Source organism: Xanthomonas euvesicatoria, from assembly GCF_013112235.1.
In the GTDB taxonomy this organism is placed as follows: domain Bacteria; phylum Pseudomonadota; class Gammaproteobacteria; order Xanthomonadales; family Xanthomonadaceae; genus Xanthomonas; species Xanthomonas euvesicatoria.
In genome coordinates, this window is record NZ_JABFFS010000001.1 from 496,120 (window position 1) to 514,547 (window position 18,428).

Here is an 18,428-nt window from a genome sequence, read left to right on the forward strand (position 1 = left end):
TGATTCGACGACCCGATCGTGGCAACTGTCCTGTTCCTGCTGGATCTGCTCGGCACCTTCGTGTTCGCCCTGAGCGGAGCGACCTTGGCGGTGCGCAACCGCCTGGACCTGTTCGGCGTGCTGGTGCTCTCCTGCGCGGCAGCGGTGTCCGGCGGCATCGTGCGCGATGTGCTGATCGGCGCCACCCCGCCGGCCGCGCTGGTGCAGCCGCAGTATCTGCTGGTGGCCTGCCTGGCCGGCGTGGCCGGGTTCTATTGGCATGCAGCGGTGGAGCGGCTGCGCAACCCGGTGCAACTCTTCGATGCGGCCGGATTGGCGCTGTTTGCGGTCTACGGCACCAGCAAGGCGCTGGACTATCACCTCAGCCCACTCAGCGCGACGCTGCTGGGCATGCTCAGCGGCATCGGCGGAGGCATCGCGCGCGATCTGCTGGTGGCACGCACGCCGGTGGTGTTGCAGGCCGAACTGTATGCGGTCGCCGCGCTCGCCGGTGGCGGGCTGGTCGCGATCGGGCACGTCCTGGATGTGCCGCAGGCCTGGTCGTTGGCGACCGGCGCCGGCGTGTGTTTCGGCCTGCGCTTCATGGCCATCCGCTACGGCTGGCATCTGCCGGTGGCGCGCCCGCCGGAGTAGCAATCGCGTAACACCACATATGCAAACGGCCCGGAAAACCGGGCCGTCTGTACAACCACTCGCGCAAGACCGACAGGGTCAGGCGACGAACAGCGCCTTCATCTTCTTCAGCGCATTGGCTTCGATCTGGCGGATACGCTCGGCCGAGACGCCGTATTCGTCTGCCAGTTCCTGCAGCGTCACCTTGGAATCGGAATCCAGCCAACGGCGCTTGACGATGTCGCGCGAGCGCGCGTCCAGTCCAGCCATGCCTTCGCGCAGCAGCTGCAGCTGGTTGTCTTCGCTGTCGTGACGCTCGTACGCCTGCGACGGGTCTTCTTCATTGGCGACCAGATAGCTCACCGGCGACGGCGGGCCGTGATCGTCGTCTTCGTCCGACGACGCGTCGAAACCGATATCGCGACCGGACAGCCGCGACTCCATCTCCATCACTTCACGCTCGGAGACGTTCAGGTCCTTGGCAACCGCAGTCACTTCCGACGCATTGAGCCAGCCCAGACGGGTCTTGGACTTGCGCAGGTTGAAGAACAGCTTGCGCTGCGCCTTGGTGGTGGCGACCTTGACGATGCGCCAGTTCTTCAGGATGAACTCGTGCATCTCGGCACGGATCCAGTGCACCGCGAAGCTGACCAGGCGCACGCCCATGTCCGGGTCGAAGCGCTTGACCGCCTTCATCAGTCCGATATTGCCTTCCTGGATCAGGTCGCCCAGCGGCAGGCCGTAGCCGTTGTAGCCGCGAGCCACGTGCACCACGAAGCGCAGGTGGGAATGGACCAGTTCGCGCGCGGCGTCCAGGTCCAGCTCGTCGCGGAAGCGACGGGCCAGATCCTGCTCCTCATCGACCGACAGCACCGGGATCTGGTGCACGGCACCGATGTAGGCGTCCAGCGAACCGAGCGCACTGGGAATCGGGAGATTGTTTGCCACAAGGGCAGTCGAGGTAGTCTGGTTCATAGGCACCATCTTAGCAGTCGAACTATTGGACTGCCGGGTACAGAAAGAGTTCCCAGCATTCCATTTATAGAACGTTCGGGTCTTTGGCATCACCGGTGTTCTACAGCCCGGCGCCCCAAATTCGAGGCTTACGGTATCACCAAGCCCCTGTGCAAACCGTGACAAATTGGTTGCGCACCAGGATGCCGCCAGCGTCGTTCAGGCGCCGGTGGAGGTGGTGTCCAGTGCGCTGCGCGGTGGCAGCGACCAGTCGATCGGGCTCAGACCACGCCGCCGCAAATGGTCGTTGGTCTTGGAAAAATGCCGGCAGCCCAGGAAGCCGCGGTGCGCCGACAGCGGCGAAGGATGCGGCGCCTTCAAGACCCGATGGCGTGCCTGGTCGATGACCTTGCCCTTGGACTGCGCATAGCTGCCCCACAGCAGAAACACCAGCCCTTCGCGCTCGCGATTGAGGGTGTCCACCACATGATCGGTGAAGCCTTCCCAGCCCTTGTTCTGGTGGGCGCCGGCGCGCCCCTGCTCCACCGTCAGCACGGCATTGAGCAGCAGCACGCCCTGGCGCGCCCAGGGCATCAGGTAGCCGTGATCCGGCCGCGCGATCCCCAGGTCGTCCTGGATCTCCTTGTAGATGTTGAGCAGCGACGGCGGCACCGGCACGCCGGGCAATACCGAGAAGCACAGCCCATGCGCCTGACCTTCGCCGTGATACGGGTCCTGGCCCAGGATCACCACCTTGACCTGTTCGAACGGGGTGGCGTCGAAGGCGGCGAAGATCTGCGGGCCGGGCGGAAACACCCGTGCTCCGGCCGCCTTGCGCTGGCGCAGGAATGCCGACAGCTCCTGCATCTGCGGGCGCAGCAGCCAGTCGCCCACTCTTGCCTTCCACGACGGTTCCAGCTGGATGCGTCCCTCCCCTTCAGTCATAGCGTGACAGCCTGATCCTCCAGGCGTGCCAGGCGCAGCTGGAACAACACCTTGGTCACCAGCAGGCGCTCTTCGATCGGTTTCTGCACCAGATCGTTGGCACCGGCCCGCAGCAAGTCGGATTGATTGCGCGGGTTGGTGTCGCCGGTCATCACCAGCACCGGCAGGCGGCGCTTGCCGTAGGCGAAATCGATGCGGATACGCTCGACCACGTCGCGGCCGTTGAGCTCGCCTTTCAGGGTCACGTCGGTGAGCACCACGTCGATGCGGCGTTCGGTGCGGCCCAGCGATTCGGCGGTGAGCAGCGCAAAGGCATCTTCGGCGGTGAGCACGTGCACCACTTTCAGGCTCTGGCGTTCGAGCATGCGCTTGGTCGCCTCGGCCACCACGCGGCTGTCTTCGATGTAGAGCACGGTCGCCCCCACCACCGGCTCGGGCTGCACGTAGCCGCGGATGAAGGTCGCCAGGGCTTCATGGCCCAGCGCCTTGTCGAAATAATCGGTGACGTACTCGGTGAATCGGCGCTCCACCAGATGCTGCTGCGCATCGCCGGAGACCACGATTACCGGTACATAGGCCTGCCCGGCGGTTTCGCGCACGCTGCGCGCCAGGGTCAGGCCGTCGCCGTCGGGCAGCGACAGCGAGGTGGTGACCAGATCCACGGCGCCGGCTTCCAGCGCCTGCCGCGCTTCGGCAATGTTGGAACAGCCGATCACCTGCACATTGGGCAGGTCGCGCTTGAGCACGTCGGCAATCAGCTTGCGCACCAACTTGGAACCATCGACCACCATCACGCGCGGTGCGTCGCTGATCAGGTGTTTGAGATCTGGTGGATGCATGGCAGGCCTCAGGTCTCGGTAGGACGGGTCTGGCGAAGGAAATGGCCGGTCACCAGCCAGGCACCCAACCAACCCAGGACTAAGGTGCCGACCAGCACCATCGCAGAATGCAACAGATCCAGCCCGTGCAGGGTAAAAGAACTGCCGTAACTGTCGGCCAATGTCGCCAACGGCGCACGCAATGCCAGGCCCGAGGCGGCGATCAGAGCGAGCGCGACAGCGCCGGCGCCGAGTCCGTACCACGCGCCCAGATACAAAAACGGGCGGCGGATGAAGCCATCGCTGGCGCCGAGCAACTGCAGCACGCCGATTTCTTCGCGCCGCGACTGAATGTCCAGCCGCACGGTGTTGCCGACCACCAGCACCGCACCGATCCCGAGCAGGGCAGACAACACCTGGACCAGGCGCTCGCCGAAGTGCAACCAGCCATCCAGGCGCTTGCGCCACAGCGCATCGTGCTGCACCTGATCGGTCTGCGGCAGCGCCTGCAGCGCATTGGCCAGCTGCGCGTCGTCGGTCGCATCGGCGGGAGTGACGATCAGCAAGGTGGGCAGCGGGTTGTCGCCCAGCGCATCGGCCGCTTCATCGAGCTTGGCGCTCTCGCGCAGCGCGGCCAAGCCCTGCTCCGGCGTGCGCAGCGTGACCTTGGCGACATCCGGGCGTGCACGCAGCTCGCCGGCCAGCGCCTGCGCCGCCTCGGCAGCCACGTCGACCTTCAGAAACAGATTGATCTCGCGCGACTGCTGCACGCTGCCGGCCAGCAGCTTGACGTTATCCAGCGCGATCGACAGCCCCAGCGGCAGGGCCAGGGCCAGGGCCATCACCACGATGGTCAGCAACGTGGCCCACGGCTTGCGCATCGCACGGCCCAGGCTGAAGGCAATGCTGTGCAGATGGTGGTCGATCCAGACGCCGAGCCGCGACGGCGCGACGGTTTCGGTATTGGCGGGCTTGCTCATTCGGCCAGGTCCTGCGGCGAGATGTCGTCGACCAGGCGGCCGTGATCCAGGATCAGCACGCGCTTGCGCATCTGCTTGAGCAGCGCCAGGTCGTGGCTGACCACCAGCACGCTGGTGCCACGGGCCGGAAGTTCGGCGAATAACTGCATGATTTCCGCGGCCAGTGCCGGGTCGAGATTGCCGGTGGGCTCATCGGCCACCAGCAGCCGCGGCTCGCCGACGATGGCGCGCGCGATGCCCACGCGTTGCTGCTCGCCGGCAGACAATTGCGACGGCAGGGCTTTCTCGCGATGGGCCAGACCGATGCGCTCCAATGCCGAGCGCACGCGCTTGCCGATCTCGGCACGCCGGGTGCCGCGCAAGATCAGCGGCAGGGCCACGTTCTCGGCGATGCTGCGGTCGTTGAGCAGACGGTGGTCCTGATAGACCGCACCCACCTGGCGCCGATGCAGCGGAATCTGCCGGCCACGTACCTTGAGCAGGTTACGTTCGCCCAGCAGTACCGCGCCCTGACTCGGGCGTTCGCTGAGGTGGATCAATTTGAGCAAGGTACTTTTGCCGGCGCCGGAGTGGCCGGTCACGAACAGCATCTCGCCATCGGCCACTTCGAAGCTGACATCGGTCAGCGCCTGGTGGCCACCGGCGTAGTGCTTGCTGACGTTGTCGAAACGCAGAACGGTCATTCAGCGATTATGCCGGAGCGTCAGTGCTTGCGTCGCATCGCCGATGCGCGGCGATGCGATCAGTGCCGCAAACGGTCAGTTGCCTGAGACCAGCGAACGCAGTCGGCGGCCGATCCGGCTGAGCAGCGAGGGGCTGCCCGACGGCTTGGCGGCGGCACGCACCGGCTTGGCAACCACCTGGGTGGGCTTGCGCGGTGCGGCAGGTGCGGGAACCGGCGTGGATGCCACTGCCGGCTCGGCACCCTCGACCGGACGACCGTTACGACGACGCCGACGCTTGCGTGGCGCGCGCTCGGCATCGGCCACGCCCGCGGAAGGTGCCTGTCCCGCCGCTGCGGCAACGACCGGATGTTCGGTCGACGCCGCAGTTGCAGGCGCCTGGCCTTCCACCCGTGGCTTGCGACGCGGACGCGGCTTGCCATCGGCACCGGCGCCTTCGCGGCGACCACCGCCACTGCCGCTGCGCGACCCGCCCGAGCCACTGCGCCCGCCACCGCGACGCTGTTCTTCGGCGGCGCGCTGCTCGCGCGCTTCGCGGAAGATCGTGCCCACGCTGTCGCCAGCGTCGTCGTCGGCCTCTTCGCCTTCCACCGGCACGCGTGGCGCACGCGGCAGCGGCGTCAGCAGTTCGGACGTCACCGGCTCGACCGGGATCTTCTGCTCGATATAGGCCTCGATGTCCGGCAGGCTCATCGCATAGCGTTCGCAGGCGAAGCTGATCGCATCGCCTTCCTCGCCCAGGCGTGCGGTGCGGCCGATGCGATGGACGTAGTCTTCGGCGTCGAACGGCAGGTCGTAGTTGTAGACGTACTTGACGCCATCGATATGCAGACCGCGCGCAGCCACGTCGGTGGCGACCAGGATTTCGAGCTGGCCTTTCTGGAAGCGGTTGAGCAGCGACTCGCGCTTCTTCTGCGGCACATCGCCCGACAGCACGCCGACCCGGTAGCCGTGCCGCTCCAGGGTGCGCGCCACGCGCTCCACGAACGCCTTGGTATTGACGAACACCATGGTGCGCGCGCCTTCGCTGCGCGACAGCAAGCCCAACAGCAGCGTCTGCTTCTCTTCGTCGGAGGGGAAATAGATGCGCTGGCGCACCCGCGCAGCGGTGATGCTTTCGGTTTCGACGACCAGCTTTTCCGGCTCGTTCATGTGCTCGTAGGCCAGCTCCAGCACGCGGTGGCTGAGCGTGGCCGAGAACAACAACGTCTGCCGGGTGCCGCGCTCGGGCATGCGCCGCAGCAGGAAGCGGATGTCCTTGATGAAGCCCAGGTCGAACATGCGGTCGGCCTCGTCCAGCACGCAGATCTCGCAGGCGTGCAGCGAGACTACCTTGTGCTGCTTGACGTAGTCGATCAGGCGGCCCGGGGTGGCGATGATCACGTCCACGCCCTGCTGCAACAGTTCGCGCTGTTTGTCGTAATCCACCCCGCCATAGACCAGCGCAAAGCGCAGGCCAAGGTCGGCGCCGAACTTCACTGCGTCCTTGTGGATCTGGATCGCCAGCTCGCGGGTCGGCGCCAGGATCAGCGCGCGCGGGTCTTCCGGCTTGCGGTCGGCCAGGGCCGGGCGGATCAGCAGCCGATTCATCACCGCGACCAGGAACGCCAAGGTCTTGCCGGTACCGGTCTGGGCCTGGCCGGCGACATCGCCGCCCGGCAGCGCGACCGGCAAGGTCAGCGCCTGGATCGGGGTACAGCGGGTAAACCCGGCGCTCTCCAGCCCGGCGATCAAGGCCGGATGCAGATCGAACGAGGAAAAGGTCACATCGGTCAGCGGTTTGTCGCTCATTATTCCGTCTTCGTGAGGCGCCCTGGGCAGCCCGGGCGCGGCTTGCATCGATGCCGACAGCGTCGCAAACTGCGGCTGTTGTGGCGGACAGCGCGGCTTCAGGACTGGCACTTGATTCAGTCGCGCAATGCCCCAGTTTAGCGCAATGTAGCGGCCTGCCCGTTCGGGTGGGCCGTTTTGGTTTCCAGGAGACCCAAGGTGAGCGATAAGGTTCAACATGTCGGCGATGCCGACTTCGACACAGCTGTACTGCAATCGGGCGAACCGGTTCTGGTGGATTTCTGGGCCGAGTGGTGCGGCCCGTGCAAGATGATCGCCCCGGTGCTGGACGATCTGGCCGACACCTATCAGGGCCGCCTCAAGGTCGCCAAGGTGAATGTGGACCAGAACCGTGCGCTGGCCATCAAGTACCACGTGCGCTCGATCCCGATGCTGTTGCTGTTCAAGGACGGGCAGGTGCAGGCGACCCAGATCGGTGCCGTCGGCAAGGGCCAGCTGACCCAGATGATCGACAAGACCCTGGGTGGCGCGGCCGCCTGAGCAAGCGGGCGTCCAGCAATGGGCGCCCGATGATGCGCCGGCAGTTAAATCATGCCCGGGAAGACGCTTGCGCGGTCACGCGCGGCGGTGATAGTGTCAGTTGGTCCGGCACACGTTCGTGCGCCGCCGCACCCCTCTAGAAGCTCTTCTAGACTCCCATCTACCACCAGTTCGCCCCCTAGTTGGGCGCTCGCACCTTAGCGAGGAATCACGCACTTGTCCGATCATCCTTCCTCCGATACCGGGAGCAGCGTCGACGCTCCCGTCGAGAAGCGCGTGCGCAAGCCGCGCGTGAGCAAGACCGCCGCCGCCACTGAAGAGGCTGGCGCACAGCAGCCCAACCTGCCCTTGCCCACCAGTCCCGCACCCGAAGCACCCCGTGCCCCGCAGGCACCGTCGCGCGCTGCCGATCCGGCACCGGCGCAGACGTCCAGCGATGGCGCACACGCCGGTCAGGCGCCCAGCGCCAGCCACGGCGGCGACACCCACGGCGAGCCCCGCGAGGTTGGCCAGTCGCAGCAGCAGCGCTTCAACCAGGCGCAGCAACAGCAGAACCAGAATCAAGGCCAGAACCAGGGCCAAGGTCAGCAGCAGGGCCAGAACCAGAACCAGAACGCCGGCCAGAATCAGCAAGGCCAGGGCGGTCAGAGTCAGGGACAAAACCAGCAAGGCCAGAACCAGCAGGGCAACCGCCGTGACCGGTTCCGCAACCGCCGCGACCGCGGCCCGCGCGACCGCTTCGGCAACGACGGCGGCATGCCCTCGTCCGACGGCAGCAACGAGCCGTTCATCGCGCGTCCGCATCCGGCCGTGCCGGAAGGTTTTCCGGTGTATTCGCTGAGCGACCTCAAGCGGATGCCGGCGCAGAAGCTGCTGGACATCGCCGACCAGCTCAACATCCAGGAAGGCGTGGCGCGTGCGCGCAAGCAGGACGTGATCTTCGCCCTGCTCAAGGTGCTGACCCGTCACGGTGAAGGCGTTGCCGCCGACGGCGTGCTGGAAATCCTGCCCGACGGCTTCGGTTTCCTGCGTGCGGCAGAAGCCAGCTACCTGGCCGGCCCGGACGATACCTATATCTCGCCCAGCCAGATCCGTCGCTTCAACCTGCGCACCGGCGACCACCTGTCCGGCCGCATCCGCTTCCCCAAGGACGGCGAACGCTATTTCGCGCTGTCGATCGTCGACACCATCAACGGCGAGCCGCTGGAAGCGAGCAAGAACAAGGTCCTGTTCGAGAACCTGACCCCGCTGTTCCCGCGCCGCCGCTTCCGTCTGGAGCGTGGCGATGGCTCCACCGAGGACATCACCGGCCGCATCCTGGATCTGATGGCACCGCAGGGCAAGGGTCAGCGTGCGCTGATCGTCTCCCCGCCCAAGGCCGGTAAGACGATGATGATGCAGCAGGTGGCCACGGCCATCACCACCAATCATCCCGAAGTGCACATGATCGTGCTGCTCATCGACGAGCGTCCGGAAGAAGTGACCGAAATGCAGCGCACCGTGCGCGGCGAAGTCATCTCCTCCACGTTCGACGAGCCGGCTGCGCGTCACGTGCAGGTCGCCGAGATGGTGATCGAGCGGGCCAAGCGCCTGGTCGAGCACAAGAAGGACGTGGTGATCCTGCTGGACTCCATCACCCGCCTGGCGCGCGCTTACAACAACGTGGTGCCCAGCTCCGGCAAGGTGCTCACCGGTGGTGTGGACGCCAACGCCCTGCACCGCCCGAAGCGTTTCTTCGGTGCGGCGCGTAACGTGGAAGAAGGCGGCTCGCTGACCATCATCGCCACGGCGCTGGTGGAAACCGGCAGCAAGATGGACGAGGTGATCTACGAAGAGTTCAAGGGCACCGGCAACAGCGAAGTGCACCTGAACCGTCGCATCACCGAAAAGCGTGTGTACCCGGCAATCGACATCAACCGCTCGGGCACGCGCCGCGAAGATCTATTGATCGAGCCGGAACTGCTGCAGAAGATCTGGATCCTGCGCAAGCTGCTGCACCCGATGGACGAAATCGCGGCAATGGAATTCCTGTTGGACAAGATGAAGACCACCAAGTCCAACGACGAGTTCTTCAGTTCGATGAAGCGCTGAGTCCAGTCGGTTCATCGAGACGAAAAAGCCCCGCATTGCGGGGCTTTTTTGTGCGAGGCGGCCGTTGCGCAGGCTTTAGCCTTCTCTGTCAGCTCTGTGAGCCGCGCTCAACTTCCTTGCAGCGGCGTGACCAGGCGAACACCTTCCCCGCGTGCGGAGAACAACCCGCTGGCAGGCAGGGCATCCGGGCTGTCGCTCGATGTCGCTGCGCCGCGCTGTTCATCCCATGGGGCGGCCTGACGGGGGCCAGGCAGATACGAACGCCATTTCTGGACCTGTTGTGCGGCGATCAGATCGCGTGGCGACGTTCCGATGTCGAAGCTGACCGGAACACGCATGACCCAGTACGGCGCCTTGACGTCCGGACCCTCTGTCGGCGGCAGAAACGTCCATGCACGCGCCTTCGTCGAGGCCGCATCGGCAAACGCCTGGCGCAACCGTGCACGTTTGGATTCCGGCACGAGGGATGTCAGGTTGACTTGCTCTGCGATCAGATCCTGGACCTTGCCGTCGCGCCCGATCTTGAGCATCAGATAGACCACGCCGGTGGCACCGGCCCGAAACGCCGCTTCGGGGTAGCGCGGCGGCCGCATGTCGTTGGTGCGCACACTCGTCGCGTCCTGCGCCTGGCCGCCAAAATGCGCACTACGGATCGACACCAGATAATTTTCCCCTTCCCCCTGTTTGGCGACCAGCAGCAGGCTCATCGGCAACTGCGCGGGCAAGGCGCTTCCGTTGTCGCGCACAGGGTCGAAGCGCCACGATGCGACCGAACGCTTGATCCGCTCGCGCACTGCCGGCGGCAAGCTCGCTTCGTCGGCAAGTTTCACTGCCGTGACGGTACCGTCCGGGGTCAGGGTCAACTCGCCTGCCACATTCATGCTGGCCTCAATTTGCATGTGCGCCTGTTCTGCGCCTGGACGTGCCTGCGTCGCTGCGATGCTGCTCAATGCCAACAAGATGCCAAGACTGAAACGCTGCTTCCATTGCATGACCGCACTCCCTGATGATGTAGCGTGCGTTGTACCAGTGTTGCCGCTGCCGGTAAATCACTAGAGCGTGTCATGCATGTTGAGAAGAGATGCGTTGGCCGCCCGCGGTGCGGAGCGGGTGCTGCGTAGCGCCGGCTTGGCTGGCGCCAAGGCAAGCTGCGCGGTGCGCGCTGCCGCTGACGACCAACCCTTCGGGAAGCGCCCGGTGGCGCGCCGATACCGCGTGGCGCGCCTTGTCTCGACGCGCCACGGGACGCTTCGCACTCATCTCAACGTACATCACACGCTCTAGGCCAGCCTGCGCGACTCCGCATAGGGCGGGGTGTCGGGATAATCGTCTTCGCGCAGCCGGCTCTGCAGGTCGCGCCACCAGCGTGGGTCGAACAGTTCCGGGTGCTGGTGCTTGACCGCTTCCAGTTGCGAGGCGGGCAGGCCCATGAACAAGGCGAAGCGCTCGGGAAAGACGTCGCGCGGGCCGACATGGAACCAGGGTTCTGCGGCCATCTGTTCTTCGTAAGTGGCGGGTACTGGCCAATCGCGGAAGTTGCATTCGGTGATCAGGCACAGCTCGTCGTAGTCGTAGAACACCGCGCGCTGATGGCGGGTAATGCCGAAATTCTTCAGCAACATGTCGCCGGGAAAGATGTTGTTGCGCGCCATGTCCTTGATGGCCTGGCCGTAGTCCAGCGCTGCGGCATGCGCGGCTTCGGGCAATTGTTCGCGCAGGTACAGATTCAACGGGCGCAACCGGCGCTGCACATAGCACAGTGCGATCAGGACATCGTCGCCGTCTTCGCTCAGGCTCATCGCGCAGCTGGTCTGCAGTTCCTGCAGCAACGCCGGTGAAAAGCGCGCCTTGGGGAAGCGCAGGAAGCGATACGGCTGCGCGTCGAGCAGGCGGCCGATGCGGTCGAGCTGGAAGACCAGTTCGTACTTGCCCTCTACCTGCGCGCGGCTCATGGTTTTGGGATACGCAAAGCGGTCGCGAATGAGTTTGAAGACCAGCGGATAACTGGGCAGCGTAAACACCACCATGACCATGCCGGGAGTGCCGTCGGCGTGCACCAGCTGTTCGGACGGATGCGCCTGAAAATGACTAAAAAACGTGCGGTAACGCTCGGTCTTGCCCTGTTTGGCGCGACCCAGCATCGTGTATAGCTCATCGACCGGCTTGTGGGTGAGCAGGCTGCGCAGGAACACCACCGCGTCGCCGACAGTGGACAGGTCGGCTTGAAAATAGCTACGCGAGTTACTGAACAATTGCGCGACATCGCTGCGCCGGGTCAACACCGCTTCGGCGCGCAGGCCTGCCTCGTCGTTGATCAGCGCGATCACGCACGGCGAAAAGCGATGTTCGCCGAACACGCGTCCGACCAGATACGCGCGCCGCTCGCGATAGAACACCGTCTCCAGTAATTCCACGCTGCGCACCGGATGCTCGCCCCAATGCGCAAGGTCGTCGAGCAGACGCACCGCGATGGCGGCCGCGCAGCGGGTGCGGTGCGTATACGGTACGGCGAACGCGTAGTCGCCGAGCACCCGCACCAGCATGTCGGTCAGGCGGCCGGGCGAGACCGCATAGGTGTGGCGCGCAACAGGCACGGTGATGGCGTCGGTCGGTTCGATATCCAGGGCGATGAATTCGATATCGGCATCGACGCCGTGGGTACCGAAGTAGCGCCGGGTCAGGGTGTTGTAGAACGTCTTGTACAACTCCTGGTCGATCAACCCGCTCAGCAAGGCGGCGTAATGATCGCGCGCACGCATCCACAGCGCGCGATCGTGCGCCTGGCCCAGCAGTACTGCACGCAGGCGCAACATGCATTCGGCGATGTATTGGTCGTACAGCGCGATGCGCGCTACCGCGTCTTCGCGCGCGCCGCTCCAGTCGCGTGCTTCGAACCGCTGTTTGGCGCGTGCGGTGATTTCGGAAAAGCGCGCGTGATAGTCCTCGAACGCTTCGTACACGGCCTGGGCGATCGCCAGCGCGCGGCGCTCGGATTGTGGTGGCAAGGGTGGATGGCTCATGGCGGCAGTGTCCCGGAGCGCTTGCGGCGCGCGGCAAGTGGTATGGCCGTCGCCTGTTGCGCATGCGCGGCGTGTTCGCGCGCCTGGCCCTGCAGCCAGGTGCGAAACGCGAGAAATCCGCCATGCGTGCTGGAACGTGGCGGATACACCAGGTAATGCGACCAACTGGTCTTGAGCCGTTGCGTGGACAACGCCACCAGCTGGCCGGACGCCAGCAACAGACGTGCGCGCGTCACGCGGCCCAGTGCGACGCCGACGCCATCCAGGGCGGCACGGTGGTGTGCCTCCGATTCGTCGAGTACGGCGACATAGCGTCGCGGCACATCGCCGCCGAACGCGGCAAACCAGCGCAACCAGGCGTCATCCGGGTCGCCCAGCAATGGCCACTGATGCAACGGTGGCGCCTCCACGCCGCCCATGCGGGCGATCAGGGCCGGGCTTGCCATCGGCACCAGCCATTCGTCGAACAAGGGCTCGGCGATGACGCCAGGCCATTGCCCGGCGCCGATGCGCATGGCGGCATCCACTTGCTGCTGGCGCTCGAAATCCACCAGCCGCTCGCTCGACAGCAGGTTGATTTCGATGGTGGGATGAATGGCCAGAAATTCGCCCAGGCGTGGCACCAGCCAGGCCGATGCCATCGACGGCGTGAGACTTAGGGTCAGGGTGTCTTCGCGACGCGCACCGAATGGCTCGAATGCCTCGGCGATGGCGTCCAGGTGCGGTGCGATGCGGTCGAGCAGTTGCTGGCCCTGCGGCGTGGCAGTGACGCCGCGCGCATGCCGTTGCAGCAGCGGATACCCGAGCCGTTGTTCAAGCACGCGCATCTGGTGACTAAGGGCGCTGACAGTCAGATGCATCGCGCCAGCAGCGCGCGACAGGTTGCCCAGGCGTACCGCGCTGACGAAGCCTTGCAATGCGTGAAGCGGCGGACGCGACATGGCCAACCCTTGAATGGATTTCAAGACTCACTTGTAAAAGTCTCGCTTTTACGTCCCCTAGCCTGCGCCTACCGTGGATTCCACTCAAGTGGAGGTGGGCCATGCGCATCTTTAGCGAACTGTTGTTTCAGCACGGCCACATTGCCAATGTGGCACTGGCCCAGCGCCTGGCGGAACCGGACACGGCAGTGGAGGCGATGCAAGGGCAGACCTCAATGGAATCGCCGGAATCTCCCGCGGAGCCACGGCAAGACGTTCAGACAATGACCGATCCGCCTTCGCAACGCCGGCGCGAGCGACGCATGGCGCGGCTCAGCCGACGCCTGCTGCGTGGCGTGACGGCATTGTCGCCGTTTCGCTGAAACGACAAGGCCCGCCTCTTGCGAGACGGGCCTTGAACACGCCATGCGGAGACCGCAGGCGGTGCGGCGACTCAGGCTTTCAGCGTGGCCAGGATGTCGTTGAAGGTCTTGCTCGGGCGCATCGCCTCGCTGACCTTGGCCAGGTCGGGATGGTAGTAACCGCCAATTTCCACCGGCCTGCCCTGCGCGCCGTTGAGTTCGCCCACGATGGTGGCTTCGTTCTCGGTCAGGGCCTTGGCCAGCGGCGCGAACTTGGCCTGCAATGCCGTGTCTTCGGTCTGCGCGGCCAGGGCCTGCGCCCAGTACATGGCCAGATAGAAGTGGCTGCCGCGGTTGTCGAGCTCGCCGACCTTGCGCGCGGGCGACTTGTTGTTGTCCAGGAACTGACCATTGGCGACATCCAGCGCCTTGGCCAGCACCGTGGCCGACGGATTGTCGTAACGGTTGCCCAGATGCTCGAGCGACGCGGCCAGGGCCAGGAATTCACCCAGCGAATCCCAGCGCAGGCAGTTCTCTTCGACAAACTGCTGCACATGCTTGGGCGCCGAACCACCGGCACCGGTTTCGAACAGGCCGCCACCGGCCATCAGCGGCACGATGGAGAGCATCTTGGCGCTGGTGCCCAGCTCCATGATCGGGAACAGGTCGGTGAGGTAGTCGCGCAGCACATTGCCGGTGACCGAGATGGTGTCCTGGCCCTTGCGGATGCGCTCCAGCGAGAACGTGGTCGCTTCCACCGGCGGCAGGATGCGGATATCCAGGCCGTTGGTGTCGTGATCCTTCAGATACTGCTCGACCTTGGCGATCACCTGCGCATCGTGTGCGCGCGCCTTGTCCAGCCAGAACACGGCCGGCGTCTCGCTCAGGCGGGCGCGCTCTACGGCCAGCTTCACCCAGTCCTGGATCGGCGCGTCCTTGACCTGGCACATGCGCCACAGATCGCCGGCTTCCACGGCGTGCTCGAACACCGTCTTGCCGTTGCCATCGGTGACCTTGACGGTGCCGGCAGCGGCCATCTGGAAGGTCTTGTCGTGCGAGCCGTATTCTTCGGCCTTCTGCGCCATCAGCCCCACATTGGGCACCGAACCCATCGTGGCCGGATCGAACGCACCATGCGCCTTGCAGTCGTCGATCACCGCCTGGTATACGCCGGCATAGCAGCGGTCCGGAATCACCGCCTTGGTGTCCTGCAACTTGCCTTGGGCATTCCACATCTGGCCGGAGTCGCGAATCATCGCCGGCATGGAAGCATCGACGATCACGTCGCTGGGCACATGCAGGTTGGTGATGCCCTTGTCCGAATTGACCATCGCCAGGCCCGGGCGCTGCGCGTATTCGGCCTGGATATCGGCCTTGATTTCGGTTTGCTTCGCTTCCGGCAGCGACGTGATACGTGCGTACAGATCGCCGATGCCGTTGTTGGGATCGAAGCCGACCGACTTGAGCGCATCGGCATGCTTGCTCAGCGTGTCCTTGTAGAACTCGCCGACCACCACGCCGAACAGCACCGGGTCGGAGACCTTCATCATGGTGGCTTTCAGATGCACCGAGAACAGCACGTCGCGGGCCTTGGCATCGGCAATCTGCGCGTCGATGAAGCTGGCCAGCGCACGCTTGCTCAATACGGCAGCGTCGACGATTTCGCCCGCCTTCACCGCCACCTTGTCTTTCAGCACGGTGCTGCTGCCATCGTTGCCCACGAACTCGATCTTCAGCGTGCCGGCGTCGGCCAGCGTGGTGGACTGTTCGCTACCGAAGAAATCGCCAGACTCCATGTGCGACACGTGCGACTTGGAATCGCGGCTCCACTTGCCCATGCGGTGCGGATGCTTGCGCGCGTAGTTTTTTACCGACAGCGGTGCACGACGATCGGAATTGCCCTCGCGCAGCACCGGATTCACCGCGCTGCCCTTGACCTTGTCGTAGCGCGCCTTGATGTCTTTTTCCGCGGCATCCTTGGGTTCATCCGGATACGCCGGCAATGCATAGCCCTGGCCCTGCAGTTCCTTGATCGCGGCCTTGAGCTGCGGCACCGAGGCGCTGATGTTGGGCAGCTTGATGATGTTGGCTTCCGGCGTGGTGGCCAGCTCACCCAGTTCGGCCAGGTCGTCGGCGATCTTCTGCGTGTCGCTCAAATGCTCGGGAAACAGCGCCAGAATGCGGCCGGCCAGCGAGATATCGCGCGTTTCGACCACGATGCCGGCGGTATCGGTGTAGGCATCGATGATCGGCAGCAGCGACTGCGTGGCCAGGTAGGGTGCTTCGTCGGTGAGCGTGTACAGGATCTTCGGTGTCTTCGACATGAGGTGCGATGGCTCTTGTGGTCGGGAGGAGCGCCGGCATTCACGGACGATGGCAGTGGTGCGCGCGACGGGGTCGTTGATGCACACCGGTTAACCAGCGCGTTGGATGCGGCGATGGATCAGCACGGCATTGTCGCGTCTGAGCCGCGCCCGGGTAAAGCGACCACAGGCGGATGCTTCGTCCCGTCACCAGGGCAATCGACATGGATGCAGCTGTAACAAATGCGATGCAAAAAAAAGGCGCGACGTCATCGGTCGCGCCCTGCTTGGGTGGCTTGGTGCCACGTCGAGCCACCCGTTGACTGAAGCAGTGGCGACGCGCGGCCAAGGCTGCACATCCCACTCCATCACCCATCCTTACTTGACGGTGATGGTCTGCGGATTACCTGCAGGCTTGCCGTCCACCATCACCTGCGCGGTGTAGGTGCCGGCCGGCCAGCCATCGGGCTTGCTGAAGCTCAGGTTGGTGGTTTCCGCACCGGTGGTATTCAACGTCGCATTCTGTTCGCCGGCCACCTGGCCATCCTGGTAGGTCAGCTTCGCCGACACGGCCACGTTGCTGGCGCTGCCGTCGGTCTTGACCGAGACGATGATGGTGTCCTTGCTGCCGACACTGGTGGCCGGCGTCACCGTCTTGTCCGCCGCGGCCTGGGTGCCGACCGCCACGCTGGACACCGTCACTGCGCTGCCCATCGCAGCACCGCCATCGGTGCTGGCCGCACCGGTGGCGCTACCCTGGGCAGCCTGATCGCTCCCCGGCGGGGTGGCAGCCGGGCCGGGCATCGCGTCGGTTGCGGCACCGGACGTGGGGTCCTTGGAAACGCTGTCGTCGTCGGCTTTCTTGCTGCAGCCGGACACTGCGAGAACGCCGGCCAGGGCAAGGGCGAAGCTGCTCGAAACAGAGGTGATACGCATAAATCGATTCTCCGGTAGCAGAACATCTGCAGTCGCAGTGCTCGAGTGGGTGTCTAGGTGTGTTGAATCGTGCCGCCGCCAGCGAGACTGGACGCCGACCTGCGATTACGACTTTGCAGGCAAGCGCAGTACCTGCCCGGGAAAGATCTTGTCCGGATCCTGCAGCGTTTCGCGATTGGCTTCGAAAATACGTGGCCACAGATTGCCGTCGCCCAGATGGCGCTTGGCAATACTGGAGAGGCTGTCGCCGGCCTGGACGGTGACCGATTCTTCAACAAGCTGCGCGGTGCTTTGCACACTGGTGCGCACGTTGGAAAAATCCGGCGCAGGCGTCACTTCAGCGGTGCTATCGACCGATGAGGTGACGTTGGAGAAATCTGCTTTCTTGTCGACACTCATTGCTGCAATCCCTGTGCATCGCGGTGTCAGCAGGGTGCGCGGGGCGCTGTTAAGCGTGGATCGCGCCGCCGTGAAGCCCGCGCGATCCCGCATGAGCGCGATCTATTGGCGCAGGTCGCGGAAGATCGACAGCGGCGTCGGCACGCTGGCCGAACTGCGCAGCGGGTTGATGTCCAGGCCGCCACGACGTGTGTAGCGCGCTTCCACCACCAGCCACTGCGGCGCGCACTGGGTCAGCACGTCGTTGAAAATGCGCTCGACGCATTGCTCATGAAACTCGGCGTGGTCGCGGAAACTCACCAGATAACGCAGCAATCCCTCGCGATCGATCGGTGCGCCGCGGTAACGCAAGGTGACGCTGGCCCAATCCGGCTGACCAGTCACCGGGCAATTGGATTTGAGCAAGGCCGAGGTCAGCACTTCTTCCACCGCTGGCTGCGCGCGTGCGCAGAGATAGGCCGCGTTCGGCGGGCCGTAATCGTCGATGCTGACATCCAGCGCATCGATCGATTCGCCCTCGCCCACCGCGTCGATCGGCGGTAGGCCGAACTCCACCGCCACATCGGCACCAGCGCGCGTGGACAGGTCGGTGGCAATGCGCGTGCGTACCGCTTCGGCGCTGTTGAAGCGGGTGGCGTTGAGCGAGTTGAGATACAGCTTGAGCGACTTGGATTCGATCAGCGAAGGCGAATCGCAGGGCACATGCAAGGTGGCGGTGGCCACGCAGGGCTTGCCTTGCGCATCGAGCCAGCTGAGTTCGTAGGCATGCCAGCGATCGCGGCCGATAAACGGCAGCTCACCGGTCAGCCCGATGGCCTGGCGCCCGGCCGCACGCGGAATCGGAAACAGCAACGACGGGTCGTAGCCGCTCGGATAGGCGACCTCACGACCGAGGGTGGAATCTTCTGGGGTATTCATGCCGCCATTTTAGGCCGCACGGGCTGGCCGTGAGGTGTATGGCGAGGCGTATCACGGGCCAAGGGAGCACTCGCAGAGCATCGCTCGTGCCCAATCACCCCGCACCGCCGCCGGAAGCGAGAATCGCCCAGCCGCAGACGATTCCCGATTCCCGAT

The 18,428-nt window shown here is 64.8% G+C and carries 17 protein-coding genes; 4 read left to right on the forward strand and 13 right to left on the reverse strand.

The features are described from left to right. Window positions 1-18 precede the first annotated feature (18 nt). The gene (locus HLH45_RS02150; RefSeq protein WP_011348802.1) at window positions 19-633 is read left to right on the forward strand and encodes a trimeric intracellular cation channel family protein; all 615 of its coding nucleotides are present in this window, start codon (window positions 19-21) and stop codon (window positions 631-633) included. A gap of 78 nt (window positions 634-711) precedes the next feature. On the opposite strand, the gene rpoH is transcribed toward HLH45_RS02150, so the two are convergent. From rpoH to rhlB, 6 genes are all read right to left on the reverse strand, one after another. Further along, on the reverse strand, window positions 712-1,587 hold the full coding sequence (gene rpoH, locus HLH45_RS02155) for an RNA polymerase sigma factor RpoH (protein WP_005911428.1): 876 nt from the start codon (window positions 1,585-1,587) through the stop codon (window positions 712-714). Window positions 1,588-1,785: 198 nt separating this feature from the next. Further along, window positions 1,786-2,511, reverse strand: a complete 726-nt coding sequence (ung, locus tag HLH45_RS02160; protein ID WP_011348803.1) for a uracil-DNA glycosylase — start codon at window positions 2,509-2,511, stop codon at window positions 1,786-1,788. Continuing rightward, complete coding sequence (locus HLH45_RS02165) at window positions 2,508-3,350, reverse strand: response regulator (protein ID WP_003484494.1); 843 nt, start codon at window positions 3,348-3,350, stop codon at window positions 2,508-2,510. The genes ung and HLH45_RS02165 overlap by 4 nt, the downstream gene beginning before the upstream one ends. A gap of 8 nt (window positions 3,351-3,358) precedes the next feature. Further along, window positions 3,359-4,309 (reverse strand): permease-like cell division protein FtsX, encoded by a 951-nt coding sequence (gene ftsX, locus HLH45_RS02170; RefSeq protein ID WP_008577360.1) that lies wholly within the window; start codon window positions 4,307-4,309, stop codon window positions 3,359-3,361. After that, window positions 4,306-4,992, reverse strand: coding sequence for a cell division ATP-binding protein FtsE (ftsE, locus tag HLH45_RS02175; protein ID WP_003484499.1), 687 nt, complete (start codon window positions 4,990-4,992; stop codon window positions 4,306-4,308). Before ftsE ends, ftsX begins: the two co-directional genes overlap by 4 nt. Window positions 4,993-5,067: 75 nt before the next feature. Next, on the reverse strand, window positions 5,068-6,783 hold the full coding sequence (gene rhlB, locus HLH45_RS02180) for an ATP-dependent RNA helicase RhlB (RefSeq protein ID WP_008577362.1): 1,716 nt from the start codon (window positions 6,781-6,783) through the stop codon (window positions 5,068-5,070). Window positions 6,784-6,981: 198 nt separating this feature from the next. Here rhlB and trxA point away from each other — a divergent pair, with 198 nt between their 5' ends. Together trxA and rho are read left to right on the forward strand one after the other, a co-directional pair. Then, window positions 6,982-7,323 (forward strand): thioredoxin TrxA, encoded by a 342-nt coding sequence (gene trxA / locus HLH45_RS02185; RefSeq protein WP_005923050.1) that lies wholly within the window; start codon window positions 6,982-6,984, stop codon window positions 7,321-7,323. A 216-nt stretch (window positions 7,324-7,539) separates the two neighbouring features. After that, window positions 7,540-9,414: a transcription termination factor Rho gene (gene rho, locus HLH45_RS02190; RefSeq protein ID WP_014091240.1), complete on the forward strand. Its 1,875-nt coding sequence runs from the start codon at window positions 7,540-7,542 to the stop codon at window positions 9,412-9,414. 107 nt (window positions 9,415-9,521) lie between these two features. Here rho and HLH45_RS02195 read toward each other — a convergent pair whose 3' ends face one another. The 3 genes from HLH45_RS02195 to HLH45_RS02205 form a co-directional block, all read right to left on the reverse strand. Then, window positions 9,522-10,406 (reverse strand): TonB C-terminal domain-containing protein, encoded by an 885-nt coding sequence (locus HLH45_RS02195; protein ID WP_008577366.1) that lies wholly within the window; start codon window positions 10,404-10,406, stop codon window positions 9,522-9,524. A 288-nt stretch (window positions 10,407-10,694) separates the two neighbouring features. Further along, window positions 10,695-12,434, reverse strand: coding sequence for a bifunctional isocitrate dehydrogenase kinase/phosphatase (gene aceK / locus HLH45_RS02200; RefSeq protein WP_008577368.1), 1,740 nt, complete (start codon window positions 12,432-12,434; stop codon window positions 10,695-10,697). Continuing rightward, window positions 12,431-13,375: a LysR substrate-binding domain-containing protein gene (locus tag HLH45_RS02205; RefSeq protein ID WP_008577370.1), complete on the reverse strand. Its 945-nt coding sequence runs from the start codon at window positions 13,373-13,375 to the stop codon at window positions 12,431-12,433. The genes aceK and HLH45_RS02205 overlap by 4 nt, the downstream gene beginning before the upstream one ends. A gap of 101 nt (window positions 13,376-13,476) precedes the next feature. On the opposite strand from HLH45_RS02205, the gene HLH45_RS02210 reads away from it, so the two are divergent. Next, window positions 13,477-13,737, forward strand: coding sequence for a hypothetical protein (locus tag HLH45_RS02210; protein ID WP_008577373.1), 261 nt, complete (start codon window positions 13,477-13,479; stop codon window positions 13,735-13,737). A gap of 71 nt (window positions 13,738-13,808) precedes the next feature. Here the strand turns inward: HLH45_RS02210 and HLH45_RS02215 are convergent, their stop codons facing one another. From HLH45_RS02215 to queF, 4 genes are all read right to left on the reverse strand, one after another. Continuing rightward, on the reverse strand, window positions 13,809-16,040 hold the full coding sequence (locus tag HLH45_RS02215) for an NADP-dependent isocitrate dehydrogenase (protein WP_008577375.1): 2,232 nt from the start codon (window positions 16,038-16,040) through the stop codon (window positions 13,809-13,811). 357 nt (window positions 16,041-16,397) lie between these two features. Then, a complete protein-coding gene (locus HLH45_RS02220; RefSeq protein WP_008577377.1) occupies window positions 16,398-16,955 on the reverse strand; it encodes a RodZ family helix-turn-helix domain-containing protein in 558 nt (185 codons plus the stop codon). 105 nt (window positions 16,956-17,060) lie between these two features. Continuing rightward, the gene (locus HLH45_RS02225) at window positions 17,061-17,354 is read right to left on the reverse strand and encodes a LysM peptidoglycan-binding domain-containing protein (protein WP_003484545.1); all 294 of its coding nucleotides are present in this window, start codon (window positions 17,352-17,354) and stop codon (window positions 17,061-17,063) included. 102 nt (window positions 17,355-17,456) lie between these two features. Then, a complete protein-coding gene (gene queF, locus HLH45_RS02230; protein ID WP_008577380.1) occupies window positions 17,457-18,272 on the reverse strand; it encodes an NADPH-dependent 7-cyano-7-deazaguanine reductase QueF in 816 nt (271 codons plus the stop codon). Window positions 18,273-18,428 lie beyond the last annotated feature (156 nt).

Excerpts from the sequence above, each read along its gene's own strand:
- HLH45_RS02225 (WP_003484545.1), bottom strand. The coding sequence starts at position 17,354 with ATGAGTGTCGACAAGAAAGCAGATTTCTCCAACGTCACCTCATCGGTC.
- rhlB (WP_008577362.1), bottom strand. The coding sequence starts at position 6,783 with ATGAGCGACAAACCGCTGACCGATGTGACCTTTTCCTCGTTCGATCTG.
- HLH45_RS02205 (WP_008577370.1), bottom strand. The coding sequence starts at position 13,375 with ATGTCGCGTCCGCCGCTTCACGCATTGCAAGGCTTCGTCAGCGCGGTA.
- HLH45_RS02210 (WP_008577373.1), top strand. The coding sequence starts at position 13,477 with ATGCGCATCTTTAGCGAACTGTTGTTTCAGCACGGCCACATTGCCAAT.
- ftsE (WP_003484499.1), bottom strand. The coding sequence starts at position 4,992 with ATGACCGTTCTGCGTTTCGACAACGTCAGCAAGCACTACGCCGGTGGC.
- HLH45_RS02220 (WP_008577377.1), bottom strand. The coding sequence starts at position 16,955 with ATGCGTATCACCTCTGTTTCGAGCAGCTTCGCCCTTGCCCTGGCCGGC.
- queF (WP_008577380.1), bottom strand. The coding sequence starts at position 18,272 with ATGAATACCCCAGAAGATTCCACCCTCGGTCGTGAGGTCGCCTATCCG.
- rpoH (WP_005911428.1), bottom strand. The coding sequence starts at position 1,587 with ATGAACCAGACTACCTCGACTGCCCTTGTGGCAAACAATCTCCCGATT.
- aceK (WP_008577368.1), bottom strand. The coding sequence starts at position 12,434 with ATGAGCCATCCACCCTTGCCACCACAATCCGAGCGCCGCGCGCTGGCG.
- HLH45_RS02215 (WP_008577375.1), bottom strand. The coding sequence starts at position 16,040 with ATGTCGAAGACACCGAAGATCCTGTACACGCTCACCGACGAAGCACCC.
- ung (WP_011348803.1), bottom strand. The coding sequence starts at position 2,511 with ATGACTGAAGGGGAGGGACGCATCCAGCTGGAACCGTCGTGGAAGGCA.
- HLH45_RS02165 (WP_003484494.1), bottom strand. The coding sequence starts at position 3,350 with ATGCATCCACCAGATCTCAAACACCTGATCAGCGACGCACCGCGCGTG.
- ftsX (WP_008577360.1), bottom strand. The coding sequence starts at position 4,309 with ATGAGCAAGCCCGCCAATACCGAAACCGTCGCGCCGTCGCGGCTCGGC.
- HLH45_RS02195 (WP_008577366.1), bottom strand. The coding sequence starts at position 10,406 with ATGCAATGGAAGCAGCGTTTCAGTCTTGGCATCTTGTTGGCATTGAGC.